Consider the following 13,064-nt stretch of genomic DNA (forward strand, 5'->3'; position numbering starts at 1 on the left):
GCCGCCGGGCATGAGGTCGTGAGTCGTTCGAGAGCGGAAAGTTCAGGCAGTTATTTTTCAGGCGATCATCCGCGGCTGCATCTTCCAGATTGCTGGATTCCCAGCAACCTGTCCGAAGTGGACGTCGGATCGCCGCCGGCCGTCTGCAGCGCAACGTCAGAGGTGCTTCGGCCCCGCGCCGGGTGGCAACCTGTCGGGCAGCCGGCGCGTACGCGCCTTGCCGCTGACCTGGACACGGCCGAGACGGGACGGGCACATGACCGAAACCGCGGAAATCACCTTCAACGAGCTGCTCGGCTCGTACCGAGACGCAGCCCCCCACCGGATCGACGACGCCTTCCACGACCTGGTCGGCGCAGTCTGGACCGACGGCGCGGCCCGACCCACGGCGGTGTCGGCCGTACCGGAACTGATCGACGCACTGGACAGCGTCGACGCCGACCGACGGGGCTACCTGCTGGTGCTGCTCGGGCTGCTCGCCGAGGCTGAGCACCCGGCGACCGACGGACCGGTGACGACGGCGGTGCGCGAGGGCCTCGACGGCTACCTCGACGCGGCCCGCGGCACCACCGAGCCCGACGCGCCGCTCACCCTCGCGCTGCTCTACCTCCTGGCGCACTTTCCCACCGACCGGGCGCGGATCCTCGCCGCGACCCGGCACCTCGGACTCGACGCCCCCGACCGCACCCGGCTCGAGCGCGCCCTCGACACGCTCGACGAGGCCGACCCGAACATCGGGCGGGCCTGGCCGTCCCCGGCCGAGTGGAACATCAGCGAGGCGGAGCGCGAGTTCGACAGGCGGTGGATCCGCGCCCTGACCCCCAGCCAGATCCGGACGACCTGGGACGGCGACACCCGCTCGGTGCTGGCCACGATGGGGGCCAAGGCGCTGTGGGCGCAGGGCAACGGAATGCCCGCGGCGGCCGTCGACCCGAGCCCCCACAACCTGGTCGTGGACACCAACCCCCGCGACCTCGACCCGGCCGCCTTCGAACGGCACCGCGAGGCGCTGAAATGCCCGGCCTGCCGGGGGTCGCTGACCTTCGACACCACTGTCGCCCGGTGCGGGCAGTGCGACGCCGCCTACGGGATCACCCACGGCGTGCTCGACCTGTCCCAGCGGCTGCGCCCCGGCGCCGGCAAGAGCGACTCCAGTGACGACGCCGAGGCCGACGTGCTGCAGAACGCGGCGGTGCTCGCCGGCATCGGCTTCCACTACGAGCAGGGCATGCGTCCGAACTTCCTGCGCATCATGGGCCGCAACTGGTCCGGGGAGGTCACGCCGACCGACGAGGACGAGTACATCGCCGCCCACCTCTGGCATCGGGGCGGCACCGTGCTCGACCTGGCCGCCGCCGCGGGTCGCTGGACCGCCGTCGTGTGCGAGGCGGTCGGCACCGAGCGGGTCCTCGCACTGGACCTGAACGAGGCGATGCTCTACGACCTGCGCAGCAGGTTGACCGAGGTGCCGGCCGTCCGCGGCGACGCGCTCGACCTGCCGTTCCCCGACGCCAGTCTCGACGCTGTCAACTTCTGGAACGCGTTGCAGGCGGTGCCCGACGCCGGTCGGGCTATCGCCGAGATCGGCCGCTGCCTGCGCCCCGGCGGCACCCTCACGCTCATGACGTTCCGCTGGGACGATTCACCGGTTTACCGCTACTACCAGCGGTCGCACCACTTCCCCGCCCGCCCGGACGGGTTCGTGCTCTTCGAGATCGCCGAGATCAAGCAGTGGCTCGACGACGCCGGCCTGACCATCATCGCCGAGTCGTACCCGGGCACGTTCGTCTTCGTCACCGCCGAACGCCGCCCGTCCTGACGGTCGGCGGCCCGACATGGAAAGTGGGAGAGGGATGGAGAACACCACAACCGCGCCGATCGACATCGCGACCATGTACGACGAGTCGACGCCGATGTCCAACGCGTTCAACGACGGGCAGGTTCATCTCGCGTACTGGTACGACGCGGTGGACGAGGCGTCCATGCGGGAGGCGTCACAGCGGATCACCCGCCGGGTCGGCGAATCCCTCGGCCTGCGTCCCGGCCAACGGGTCCTCGACATCGGCTGTGGCCTGGGCACGCCCGCGCTCGAATTGGCGAGCGACTACGGCGTCACAGTGGTCGGCATCAACATCAGCACGGTGCAGGTCGAGGAGGCGACCAAGCGCGCCGTCGCGGCGAACCTCGGTGACTCGGTCACCTTCCAACACGGCGACTGGAACACCCTCGACTTCCCCGACGGGTCGTTCGACGCGATCGTCGCGATGGAGACCCTGCTGTACGCCACCGACCTGGACCGGGTGCTACGCGGCCTGTTCCGCGTCCTGCGGCCCGGGGGCCGGCTGACGCTGACCGAGACGACCCGCGAGAGCAGCATGGGGATCGAGGAGGCGGCCGAGTTCGCGGCGACGTTCAACGCGCAGTTCCTCAAGTCGACAGCGGAGTGGGTCGAGGCGTTGACCGCCGCCGGGTTCGAGTTCCACGAGTACCTGCAGTGCGGGCCGCGGGTCTTCGGCAAGGGACCGAAGTACGTCGCCGAGGCGGAGAGCCAGCGCGCCCACCTCACCGAGAAGTTCGGCGCCGAGGCGGTCGACGAGCTGGGCAAGGCGCTCGGTTACTACTTCGAGGCCGGGGCGGGCAAGGTCGGCTACGCCGTCATCACCGCCGGACGGCCACTCGGATGAGGAGGCCTGCGTTGACCGATCCAGGATTCCCCCCGGTGCCCGAGCCGGATCTCACGCCGGCCGACCTGATCGCCCGTGCCGAGGCGATGGTTCCCCAACTACTGGCCCGGCAGTCCGAGGTGGAGCGTCGGACGTTCTACGGTGAGGACGTCCACGAGATGTTCCGGGACGCGGGCTTCTACCGGATCACCGTGCCCCGGCGCTACGGCGGGTACGAGTTCGAGTTCGAGACGTTCCTGCGGGTGGTGATGATCCTGGCCCGGGGCTGCCCGTCGACCGCCTGGATGTTCTGCCTCGGCGCGGCCCACTCGCTGGTGACCGCGATGCTGTTCGAGGAGAAGGCGCAGGACGAGTTGTTCCGGGGTGGTGACTTCATCGCACCGGCGGTGATCGCCCCCGGCGGGACCGCCACCCGCTCCCCCGACGGTGGCTGGATCATCGACGGCACGTGGAACTACTGCTCCGGCATCCCCTACGCCACCCACTTCATCGGCCACGCCATGGTCGCCGGCGACGACGGCGAACCACCCCATCCGCTGCTGTTCATCGCACCACGGGGCACCTGGACCCGTCTCGACGACTGGGGCGGGCAACTGGGGCTCAAGGGCAGCGGCTCGCACAGCGTCCGCTTCGACCGGGCCGAGATCCCGGACCACTTCGGCCTCGAGCACACCCACCTGGGCGAGGTCTCGGTGACGTCCGGGACCAGTGGGAGCGCGCTGCACGCCCACCCGCAGTACGGCGGGGCGCCGATGAGCTCGATGTGTCTGGAAGGCGCAACACTCGGGGTCGGGATCGCGCAGGGCGCGCTGGAGGCGTACGGCGAGGTCCTGTCCACCCGCAGGACCTCGACGCCACCGATCACCCTGCGCGTCGACGATCCGGACTACCAACGGTGGTTCGGTCAGGCCACTGCCATGATCTCGGCCGCCGAGGCGATCACGTTGAGCGCGATCCGCCAGTGGCACGACCTGACCACCCGCGAACCGGCCGCCTTCACCCTCGAGGAGGACCTGCGGATCGCGATGATCTGCCGCGAGGCGGCGGAACTGGCCTGGCGCGGCGTCGAGGCGGTCATCCAGCCCACGGCCGGGACCAGCTCGGTCACCGGCGACGGCCGCCTGGAGCGAGTCTGGCGTGACCTGTCCACCTGTCACAGCCACGCGGGCTTCGCGGTGCTCCTGACGACGGCTCTCCCCCGCGTCTACACCCAGGCGCACTTCGGTCGGCTCACCGCCTGACCGCCCATCGACGGAACGACGAATGGCCGGACGCGTCCGGCCATTCGTCGTTGCTGGCGTCGTCGACCACCAGCCCTCGGGCGAACAGGCCCGCCGGACACGACGAAAGCCGCCCCGGGGGTCGGGGGGCGGCTTTCGTCGTGGGTGGGTGCGGGGACCCTCAGGCGGGAGCGGGGTACGTGACGACCTCGGTGCCGTCCGGCGTGTGCCGGCGCTTGGCCATCCGCTCGATGATCCAGTGTGCGACCACCAGGTTGAGGACCCAGCCGAGCCAGTTGGCGAGTTCGACGATGACGCTGATGGCCAACGGCATCGTGGGCCAGATGGTGAACATGCCGACCAGGATGCGGCCCCAGGTGGTGCCCAACGCCAGCGCGAAGCTGTACGCCATCCAGCGGCGGTGCTCGGCGTAGCGTCCCTTGCGGACCATCACCAGACCGGTGATCGTCGTGGCGAGCCAGGCCACCCCCATCGTGACGATGCCGATGCTGCCCTGGTGGTCGGCGCGCAGCGGGATCAGGGTGAACACGCCCAGGGCGGCCGACGGGAGGGCCCCGCCGAAGATGTAGACGCGGCCGCTGATCCGGTGGACCTTCGGGTGGTTGCGGCGCAGCCAGCCCCAGAACTGGAGGAACACCGTGATCATCGCGATGTTCCCGGTGATCACGTGCGCGACGACCAGGCTGTAGTGCACCGGGACGCCGGGGTCGAGGATGCTGCGGCTGTTCGCCGAGTCCGTGCTGAAGTAGCGCGGGAACGCGTACAGCAGGTTGAAGACGACGGCGCCGGCGAGGACGACGAGCCACAGGTAGGGCTGACGCCAGATCGACGACGACGGGGCCGACGGTGGGACCGATGGTGATGGTTCGGTCGCCTCGTGCGTCGGCGACCGGCCCACCCGAATGGTGGCTTTCTCCGCGTTCTGCGTCATGGAGGGGTCCCTCGGGTCGTAGGTCGTCAAGGGGTTGGCGGATTGCCTGATTCACGGGATCGCCGGCGCTCCCCGAGGGGGCGGGGAACGCCGGCGAATCTTCCACCCGTTAATCGCCTACGACTCTGGCACCCGTCGAAATCGGTCGTCATCTCCGAGGATGCGGTATGCACGACCGCTGGTGCAGGTTGCTCAGGAGGGCGAGATGTTGCCGTTGAGCTTGAACAGGTTGTTCGGGTCGTACGTGCGCTTCAGCTCCACCAGCCGCGCGTACGTGGCGTCGGGGTAGGCCTCGTGGATGCGCTCGGCGGCATCGTCGTAGAGGAAGTTGACGTAGCTGCCGCCACCCGGCCGCTGCACGACCTTGGCGAACTCGTCGACCCAGGCGCGGTGCTCGGCGGCCTCCTCTGGCTTCTCGAACACGACAGCCGCCGTGAACATGATCTTGCGGTCGCGGTGCGCGAACGCGGTCGCGTCGGACGGCACCCGGGCCATCGCCCCACCGAGCGGACGCAGCTGGGCGACGGGCATGGTCGCCGACGAGGTCTGCAGCGTCTCCAGGATCCGACCGGCCGTGGCCGCGTCGACCTCGTCGACGAAGTTGGTCCGGCTGAACGTCAGCGGGTGGTAGTTCGGGTCCTCCGGCTGGTAGATGCCACTGAAGGGCATCGGCTGGACCATGTCGGCCAGCACGCCCAACTCACGGATCGGCGCCAGCACCTTCTCGCCCTCCTCCGGGTCACCGGCGTAGACGATGATCGCGAGGATCACCAGCTGACCGACCGCCTCGTCGGGCACACCGGGCATCGGGGGCGCCGGCATGATGTTGATGATGCTCGACAGCTCGTCGGGCGCCTCCAGCGAGATGCGCAGGTATTCCGCCACGACCTCCGGCGTCGCCGGCAGCACCAGCAGGCCGCCGAGCACCGTCGGCACGGAGTGCAGCCGGTAGCGGAACTTCGTGACGACACCGAAGTTGCCGCCGCCGCCACGAATCGCCCAGAACAGGTCGGGGTGGTTGTCGGCGTCGACAGTGAGGTGCCGGCCGTCCGCGGTCACCACGTCGGCGCCGATCAGGTTGTCGATGGTCAACCCGTGCGCGCGGACCAGGTAGCCGATGCCACCGCCGACCGTCAGGCCGCCCAGGCCGACCGAGGCGGTGTCGCCGAAACCGGTGACCAGGCCGTGCTCGGCGGCCGCCTCGGTGTAGGCGCCGGCGAGCACACCGGGCTCCGCCCAGGCGGTACGACTGTCGGCGTCGATCTCCAACGCGTTCATCTTCGAGAGGTCCAGGACGATCGCGTCGTCCCAGACGCCGTAGAGGCTGTGGCCGCCACTGCGAACCGCGAGCGGCAGCTCCGACCCGCTGGCCACCGAGACGACATGCGCCACGTCGGCGGCGTTGACCGCCTTGACGATCACGGCGGGTCGCCGATCGACGCCGCCCTGGAAAATCGTGCGGGCCTGGTCGTAACCGGGGTCGCTCGGCTCGATCACCTCGCCGACGACGCCCGCACGCAGCTGCGCGGCCACGGCGGTAGCCGTGTCGGTAGGCGCCACGATCTCGTCCTGCATGGAAGATACCTCCTGGTTATGGCGGTGCGGTCCCACCAGGGCCGCGTACCCTTTCGCAGTGAAGTCGGAGCCGTACCTCGTTTTTCGACATTGCCGCCGGTAATCAGCAACGTTTCTCGTCCACACGCTTCGCCCGCGGGTTCGCCGCCCAGGGCACTGGAGGAACCCCGGCACCGTGGCTGATGAGGGTAACGTGGCCTCCCGCTCGGAGGTCGAAAGTCTGCTGCGCCAGCTCGCGCCGCAGGTCCTGGGCGCGCTCTACCGCCGCTACGGCAAGTTCGAGGCGTGTGAGGACGCGGTGCAGGAAGCCCTGCTGGAGGCGGCGCTACGCTGGACGGACCAGAAGTTGCCGGACAATCCCCGCGGTTGGCTGCGCACCGTCGCCACCCGCCGGTTGGCTGATCAGTGGCGCAGTGACCAGGCCCGGCGCAATCGCGAGGTGATCGTCGCGGTGATGGGCCGCGCCGACGAGGCGGTCTCCGCCTCCGTCGACGACCTGCCCTACCAGCACGACGACACGCTGATGCTGCTGTTCATGTGCTGCCATCCCGCGCTGTCCGCGCCGTCACAGATCGCTCTGACGCTCCGTGCCGTCGGCGGCCTGACCACCAGCCAGATCGCCGCGGCGTTCATGGTGCCCGAGTCGACGATGGTGCAGCGGATCAGCCGGGCCAAGCAGCGGATCCGGTCGACCGGCACCCGGTTCCGGATGCCACCGCCGGCCGAGCGACGCGAGCGCCTGCGGGTAGTGCTGCACGTGCTCTACCTGATCTTCAACGAGGGTTACACCGCCACCTCCGGCCCGGATCTGCAGCGCGGCGAGCTGACCCGGGAGGCGATCCGGCTGACCCGCGAGGTGCACCGGCTGCTGCCCGACGACGGTGAGGTGGCCGGGCTGCTCGCGCTCATGCTGCTGACCGACGCCCGGCGCGACGCCCGTTCCCGCCCGGACGGCACGCTGGTACCGATCGCCGAGCAGGACCGGCGGCTCTGGCACCGGGAGTCGATCCGCGAGGGCATCGCGCTGGTCACCCGCAGCCTGAGCGACGGGCCGGTGGAGTCCTACCAGATCCAGGCGGCGATCGCCGCGCTGCACGCCGAGGCGGCGACCGTCGACGACACCGACTGGCCGCAGATCGCCGCCCTCTACGAACTGCTGGAACAGCTCGACCCGAACCCGATGGTGACGCTCAACCGGGCGGTCGCGACAGCCATGGCCAAGGGTCCGGAGGTCGGGCTGCGCCTGCTCGACGGCCTCGACGACCGCATCGCCAACCACCGGCTCGACGCGGTACGCGCCCACCTGCTGGAAATGGCCGGGGACCGGAGCGGGGCCCGGGTGTGCTACCTGCGGGCGGCGCAGCGCACCACGAGCCTGCCCGAACGCCGCTACCTGGAGTCGCGCGCGGCCCGGCTCAGCGGCCCGCGCTGACCGCCTGCGGGGCCAGCCACAGGTGCACGACCTGGTCGGGCTGCTCGACCCGGCTGATCGGCAGCTCCACCTGGCCGTCGCGGGTGCGGTCGAACAGCCGCACCCCGTCGCCCATCAGCACCGGGACCACGTGCAGCACCACCTCGTCGAGCAGGCCGGCGCGCAGGCACTGACGGATCACGCTGGCACCCCCGAGCACCGACACGTCCCGGCCGCCCGCGGCGGCCAGCGCGCGGCTGACGGCACTCTCGACACCATCGGGTACGAACTCGAAGCGGGTGCCGCCGGCCAGCTCCAGAACCGGTCGGGGCTCGTGGGTGACCACGAAGACCGGGAGCCCGAACGGCGGCTCGTCGCCCCACGGCTTCTCCCCGTGGTCGTACATCCGCCGGCCGATCACATGGGCACCGACGGACGCGAACCCCTCGTCGAGGATCTCCGCGTCCCGGTTGGCCCGGCCCCCGTCGAGGCCGACGCGGGCCCGCCAGGTGGCCAGGTCGTAGATCCACTGGTGCAGACGGTGGCCGTCCACGCCCATCGGCAGGAGGCGACTGTCATCAGGGCCGGTCACGAAACCGTCCATCGACACCGAGATGTCGGCAGTCACTCGCGCCATCGGGGACTCTCCATTCCCAGGAGCACGGGCAGCCAGGCGGGCGCGTTCATGGCGAACGTCCCCTGGGAGGTCAACTCGGCGTCGGGCACCGCGAGGCGCAGACCCGGAAAGCGCCGGAACAGGGTGTCCAGACCGATCTCCACCTCCAGCCGGGCCAGCGCGGCTCCGAGGCACCGATGGATGCCGTGGCCAAACGAGAGGTGCCGCTTGTCGGCCCGGCCCGCGTCGAACCGGGCCGCCTCGGGTCCGTGCACCGCCGGGTCGCGGCCCGCCCCGGCAAAGTGCATCAGGATCGGTTCACCCTTGCCGATGCGTACGCCGGCGATCTCGACGTCCTCGACAGCGAACCGGAACGGCAGGTGCGCGACCGGCGCGTCCACCCGCAGCGTCTCCTCGATGACGTCGGCCCAGCCGGCGTCGCCCGAGCGGACCCGGCGCAGTTGCTCCGGGGCGTTCAGCATCGCCCGGACGGCGTTGACCAGCAGATTCATCGCGGGCTCGGTGCCGGTGTTGAGCAGCAGAAGCAGGGTGCTGACAATCTCGTCGTCGTCGAGCCGTTCGCCCTCGTCGCGGGCGGCGATCAGGTCGCTGGTCAGGTCGTCGGCGGGTTCCCGGCGCTTGCGGTCGATCAGGTCGTGCATCTGTGCCCGCAAGCGGGCGAAGGCGGCGGCGGCCTCCTGTGGGGTGATCTTCGCGCTGGCGGTGGCGTAGCCGCCGCCACCGCCGACGATGCCCACCCGCTCGGCGACCGGCAGACCGATCAATTCGCCGATCACGTGAGCCGCCAGCGGGTGCCCGAACCCCGCCTTCAGGTCGACGATCTCCGTGGGCGGATGCCTGGCGAGGTCGTCGAGCAGGTCAACGGCCAGCCGTTCGATCGCCGGCCGCATGGTCTGCACCCGACGCGGCGTGAACGCCGTACGGATCAGCCGCCGCTGGCGGGCGTGTTCGGGCCCGTCCGAGCTGGTGAGGTTCTCCATTCGGGCCCAGGCGATCAGCGGGAAGTCGGGCCCGATCTCGCCGTTGGCGTACGCGATCCAGTGCTGGCGCGGGTCCTTGGAGAACCGGTCGTCGGCGAGGATCTCCTTCGCCGCCTCGTAGCCGGTGACCGACCAGGCGGGCACCCCACCCGGCAACATGATCCGGGCCACCGGCCCGTGTGCGCGGATGCGGGCCGACTCGGCGTGGATGTCGGCGCCACTCAGGTCGAGCCTGACGGGTGATCCGTTGTCCATGGCTGACTCCTCGACGGGTTTCTCAGACCGCGCGGACGGCGAAGGTCAGGTGCAGGTCGGTGTCGGCGAGGCGGCGTTCCTGGGTGTCGGTGACGTCGAAACCCCGCTGGCGCAGCAATGCCTCGATGTTCCCGAGGCGGCCGTCGATGTCGTGCACCTCGACAACCAGCTCGCCGATCTTCGCCCAGTCGTCGTCGGCGATGCCGGCGATCACGTCGGCCTCGGCCTTCTCGACGTCGATCTTCACGAGGTCCGCCCGTTCGGCGCCGGAGTCGCGCAGCAGCCGGGAGAACGTCATCGTCTCGCATTCCACATAGGACAACTGGTGCCGGGACGTGGCCAGGTGCTCCGCATCGCGTACCGGGACACCGCCCTCGATGAGCAGTTTCCTGGCGAGGGCGGTCTCGAGGTCCTGCTCGGTGTACAGCCCGGACTCCGCTGGGGCCTTCGGGTAGTAACCGAACCGGGCGTGCCCGTCCGCCGCGGTGATCGCGACGTTGCGGGCCAACCCGTCCGGCACGTGCCGCGCGAAGTTCTCCTCCAGCGCCCGGTAGGTGTCCGGGCCGGGCTCGGCCGCCACGATGAACGCGGCCGGGTAACGGGACTTGAAGAACATCGAGGCCAAGCCGATGTTGGCGCCGATGTCGAAGATGACACCGGGTGTCGGCCGAGTGCCACCGGGACGACGGTAGGACTCCTCGACGAAGATCTCGCGGTAGAGCAACGCCGCCTCGGCGGCATCGACCTGGGTGACATCCTGCCCGTTGGGCAGCCGACGCCGGATCAGGCCCATATCAACTCCTCGCGCTGGTCGGGACACCACCTGAGAATGGGTGCTGGCCACCGCCGCGGTCACCTTCCCGGTTGCGCAGGCTGCGCCGCGAAGCGCCAGGCGGACCACGAACTGGCAGCCATCGGGCGTGTTGCGCACCTCCACCCGCGCGCCATGCGCCTCCACCAGGGCCGTGAACGATGGCCACGCCGAGCGAGCAGTCCGGGGCGACGCTTCCCAAGTGAGCCGTCAACGGGTTGGAACGCCATCAAGCATTGACACGTCCCGCTATCCATTCCATGGTCGATGGACTCCTCACTGCGTCGAAGGGTCACAGGATGGTCGGCAACAAGCACAGCTACGTCATCGTCGGGGCGGGGCCCGCCGGGCTTCAACTGAGCTACTACCTCCAGCAGCACGGCGCCGATTACCTGACGCTCGAGAGTGGTGCCGAACCGGGCGGGTTCTTCCAGCGGTTCCCCCGGCATCGCCGGCTCATCTCGCTGAACAAGGTGCACACCGACAGCACCGACCCCGAGATCCGCCTGCGCTGGGACTGGAACTCCCTGCTCAACGACTCCCCGGATCTGCTGTTTCCGAACTTCAGCGAGGAGTACCTGCCCGCAGCCGACGACCTGGTGCGCTACCTCGCGGAGTTCCAGCGGGTCCACCAGCTCAACGTCCGGTACGGCACGACGGTCGAGCAGATCACGCGGACGAGCGACGGCTTCACAGTGCGCACCGGCCAGGATGAGGTCCGCGCGCGCTGCCTGGTCGTCGCGACGGGCTGGGGCCAGCCGTTCGTGCCAGCCATCAAGGGCATCGAACACGCAATCGGGTACGAGGACATGGTCGTGGACCCCACGGCGTACGAGGACCAGCGGGTTCTGATCATCGGGAAGGGCAACTCGGCCTTCGAGACCGCGTCGGCCATCCTCGGCCGGGCCTCGATGGTGCACCTCGCCAGCCGGCAACCCCTGCGGCTCGCGTGGAACACCAAACACCCCGGCGACGTCCGGGGCCAGTACGGCGCGATCCTCGACAGCTACCAGTTCAAGACACTGCACTCGGTGCTCGACTGCACGATCGACGAGATTCGGCCCGTCGACGGGCGCTTCCAGGTGTCGATCACGTACACCCACGCCGAGGGTGAGACCGCCGTGCTCGACTACCACACGGTGGTGCGGTGCACAGGCTTCCGGATGGACACCACAGTGTTCGACGAGACGTCCCGTCCCGACATGGTGCGGGACGGCCGCATGCCCGGCCTACGCCCCGACTGGCAGTCGAGCAACATCGACGACCTCTACTTCGCCGGCACGATCGCCCAGGCCCGGGACGTCAAGCACGCGTCGTCGCCGTTCATCGACGGATTCCGGTACAACCTCCGCACCCTGACACGGATCCTGCGGGAGCGGTACGACGACGTGCCGTTGTCGTACACGACGACGCCCGCGGAGGCGGCGTCGCTGGCCAAGCTGATGCTCGACCGGGTGAACTGGTCCTCGGCGCTGTGGACCCAGTTCGAATACCTCTGCGACGTCCTCGTGCGCGACGACGCCACCGGCGACTTCCACCACTACGAGGACCTGCCCGAGGACTACGCCGTGGAGCGTTTCGCGTCCGCCACGCAGTGGTACACGCTCGCGCTACGGTGGGGCCGCGACGACTACGGTGACGTCTTCGCCATCGACCGGCACCCGACCCCCGACCGGGCGCGGGAGAGCGCCTTCATCCACCCGGTGATCCGGCGGTACCGAGGAGCGGAACTGCTCGCCGAGCAGCACCTGCTGGAGGATCTCCTGGCCGAGTGGCGACGCCCGGACCGACACGTCGAGCCGTTGGTCGAGTTCCTGACCACAGACCTCACCAGCGGATCATGACCTCGTCGAGGGGCTTGCGGGTCAGGTCCGGGACGTGAGCGTCCGGCGTGGGATACCCGACCGGCATGACGACGTACGGGCGCTCCTCCGGCGGCCGCTCACACACCTCGTTGAGGAATCGCATCGGGCTGGGCGTGTGGGTCAGTGTGACCAGGCCGCAGTGGTGCAGAGCGGTGATCAGCAGACCGACGGCGATGCCCACGGATTCCTTGACGTAGTACGGCTTCGGGCTGTGTGGCCCCTGGTGTATCTCGAACACGACGATGACGGCCGGTGCGGTCTCCAGGAACGGCTTGCGCCAGTCTGTGCCGAGCCCGGCAATCGCATCCAACCACTCCGGTGAGGCGCGGCGATCGTAGAACGCACGCTCCTCGGCCTCCGCCGCCTCGCGCAACCGGCGCTTGCGGGCCGGGTCGGTCAGGACGACGAACCGCCACGGCTGGACATTGGCACCACTGGGTGCGGTCGAAGCGGCCCGGATCGCGGCCTCGATCACCCCGTCGGGGACGGGGTCGGTGGCGAACTCTCGCACGGAACGGCGCCGCGCCATCCGTTCCGCGAACGCCTCCGCCTCGCGCACCATGTCCGCCGGCCTCATACGGTCGTGCTGGATCGGAACCCTCGATTGCAGGTCTGCCTCGGTCACCTGTGGCCTCCACTGATCAGGTGTGCCGGTTGCCGTGGCAGGGCCAGCC

The 13,064-nt window shown here is 69.7% G+C and carries 11 protein-coding genes and 1 pseudogene; 5 read left to right on the forward strand and 7 right to left on the reverse strand.

Annotated elements, in window-relative coordinates; all coding sequences use genetic code 11:
* Nucleotides 1-256: 256 nt before the first annotated feature.
* Genes OHB44_RS22575 through OHB44_RS22585 form a run of 3 tightly spaced genes read left to right on the forward strand, consistent with a single transcriptional unit; the run spans nt 257 to nt 3,925 of the window.
* Entirely contained in the window at nt 257-1,819 is a 1,563-nt protein-coding gene (locus OHB44_RS22575) for a class I SAM-dependent methyltransferase (protein WP_238684288.1), read from the forward strand.
* A gap of 34 nt (nt 1,820-1,853) precedes the next feature.
* Entirely contained in the window at nt 1,854-2,684 is an 831-nt protein-coding gene (locus tag OHB44_RS22580; protein ID WP_266305363.1) for an SAM-dependent methyltransferase, read from the forward strand.
* Nucleotides 2,681-3,925: an acyl-CoA dehydrogenase family protein gene (locus OHB44_RS22585; RefSeq protein WP_442932619.1), complete on the forward strand. Its 1,245-nt coding sequence runs from the start codon at nt 2,681-2,683 to the stop codon at nt 3,923-3,925. Before OHB44_RS22580 ends, OHB44_RS22585 begins: the two co-directional genes overlap by 4 nt.
* A gap of 160 nt (nt 3,926-4,085) precedes the next feature.
* On the opposite strand, the gene OHB44_RS22590 is transcribed toward OHB44_RS22585, so the two are convergent.
* Both OHB44_RS22590 and OHB44_RS22595 read right to left on the reverse strand, forming a co-directional pair.
* The gene (locus OHB44_RS22590) at nt 4,086-4,856 is read right to left on the reverse strand and encodes a DUF2306 domain-containing protein (RefSeq protein ID WP_210780613.1); all 771 of its coding nucleotides are present in this window, start codon (nt 4,854-4,856) and stop codon (nt 4,086-4,088) included.
* Nucleotides 4,857-5,048: 192 nt separating this feature from the next.
* Nucleotides 5,049-6,431: an FAD-binding oxidoreductase gene (locus tag OHB44_RS22595; RefSeq protein WP_238684291.1), complete on the reverse strand. Its 1,383-nt coding sequence runs from the start codon at nt 6,429-6,431 to the stop codon at nt 5,049-5,051.
* A 175-nt stretch (nt 6,432-6,606) separates the two neighbouring features.
* On the opposite strand from OHB44_RS22595, the gene OHB44_RS22600 reads away from it, so the two are divergent.
* Nucleotides 6,607-7,863 (forward strand): RNA polymerase sigma factor, encoded by a 1,257-nt coding sequence (locus OHB44_RS22600; RefSeq protein ID WP_330438171.1) that lies wholly within the window; start codon nt 6,607-6,609, stop codon nt 7,861-7,863.
* Here OHB44_RS22600 and OHB44_RS22605 read toward each other — a convergent pair.
* From OHB44_RS22605 to OHB44_RS33525, 4 genes and pseudogenes are all read right to left on the reverse strand, one after another.
* Entirely contained in the window at nt 7,847-8,479 is a 633-nt protein-coding gene (locus tag OHB44_RS22605; protein ID WP_330438172.1) for a dihydrofolate reductase family protein, read from the reverse strand. The genes OHB44_RS22600 and OHB44_RS22605 overlap by 17 nt on opposite strands.
* Entirely contained in the window at nt 8,467-9,714 is a 1,248-nt protein-coding gene (locus OHB44_RS22610) for a cytochrome P450 family protein (protein ID WP_238684294.1), read from the reverse strand. Before OHB44_RS22610 ends, OHB44_RS22605 begins: the two co-directional genes overlap by 13 nt.
* A 22-nt stretch (nt 9,715-9,736) precedes the next feature.
* Nucleotides 9,737-10,507, reverse strand: a complete 771-nt coding sequence (locus tag OHB44_RS22615; protein ID WP_238684295.1) for an FkbM family methyltransferase — start codon at nt 10,505-10,507, stop codon at nt 9,737-9,739.
* 78 nt (nt 10,508-10,585) lie between these two features.
* A pseudogene (locus OHB44_RS33525) lies at nt 10,586-10,700 on the reverse strand (sensor histidine kinase); the annotation flags it as partial.
* Between the two features lie 124 nt (nt 10,701-10,824).
* On the opposite strand from OHB44_RS33525, the gene OHB44_RS22620 reads away from it, so the two are divergent.
* Complete coding sequence (locus tag OHB44_RS22620) at nt 10,825-12,369, forward strand: NAD(P)-binding domain-containing protein (protein WP_266305365.1); 1,545 nt, start codon at nt 10,825-10,827, stop codon at nt 12,367-12,369.
* Here OHB44_RS22620 and OHB44_RS22625 read toward each other — a convergent pair.
* A complete protein-coding gene (locus tag OHB44_RS22625; RefSeq protein WP_238684297.1) occupies nt 12,353-12,967 on the reverse strand; it encodes a nitroreductase family protein in 615 nt (204 codons plus the stop codon). The two genes, OHB44_RS22620 and OHB44_RS22625, sit on opposite strands and share 17 nt — an antisense overlap.
* Nucleotides 12,968-13,064: the final 97 nt, after the last annotated feature.

The sequence above is a fragment of the Micromonospora sp. NBC_00821 genome, assembly GCF_036347035.1.
GTDB lineage: Bacteria > Actinomycetota > Actinomycetes > Mycobacteriales > Micromonosporaceae > Micromonospora > Micromonospora hortensis.

Excerpts from the sequence above, each read along its gene's own strand:
- OHB44_RS22575 (WP_238684288.1), top strand. The coding sequence starts at position 257 with ATGACCGAAACCGCGGAAATCACCTTCAACGAGCTGCTCGGCTCGTAC.
- OHB44_RS22625 (WP_238684297.1), bottom strand. The coding sequence starts at position 12,967 with ATGAGGCCGGCGGACATGGTGCGCGAGGCGGAGGCGTTCGCGGAACGG.
- OHB44_RS22620 (WP_266305365.1), top strand. The coding sequence starts at position 10,825 with ATGGTCGGCAACAAGCACAGCTACGTCATCGTCGGGGCGGGGCCCGCC.
- OHB44_RS22580 (WP_266305363.1), top strand. The coding sequence starts at position 1,854 with ATGGAGAACACCACAACCGCGCCGATCGACATCGCGACCATGTACGAC.
- OHB44_RS22585 (WP_442932619.1), top strand. The coding sequence starts at position 2,681 with ATGAGGAGGCCTGCGTTGACCGATCCAGGATTCCCCCCGGTGCCCGAG.
- OHB44_RS22615 (WP_238684295.1), bottom strand. The coding sequence starts at position 10,507 with ATGGGCCTGATCCGGCGTCGGCTGCCCAACGGGCAGGATGTCACCCAG.
- OHB44_RS22610 (WP_238684294.1), bottom strand. The coding sequence starts at position 9,714 with ATGGACAACGGATCACCCGTCAGGCTCGACCTGAGTGGCGCCGACATC.
- OHB44_RS22590 (WP_210780613.1), bottom strand. The coding sequence starts at position 4,856 with ATGACGCAGAACGCGGAGAAAGCCACCATTCGGGTGGGCCGGTCGCCG.
- OHB44_RS22605 (WP_330438172.1), bottom strand. The coding sequence starts at position 8,479 with ATGGCGCGAGTGACTGCCGACATCTCGGTGTCGATGGACGGTTTCGTG.
- OHB44_RS22595 (WP_238684291.1), bottom strand. The coding sequence starts at position 6,431 with ATGCAGGACGAGATCGTGGCGCCTACCGACACGGCTACCGCCGTGGCC.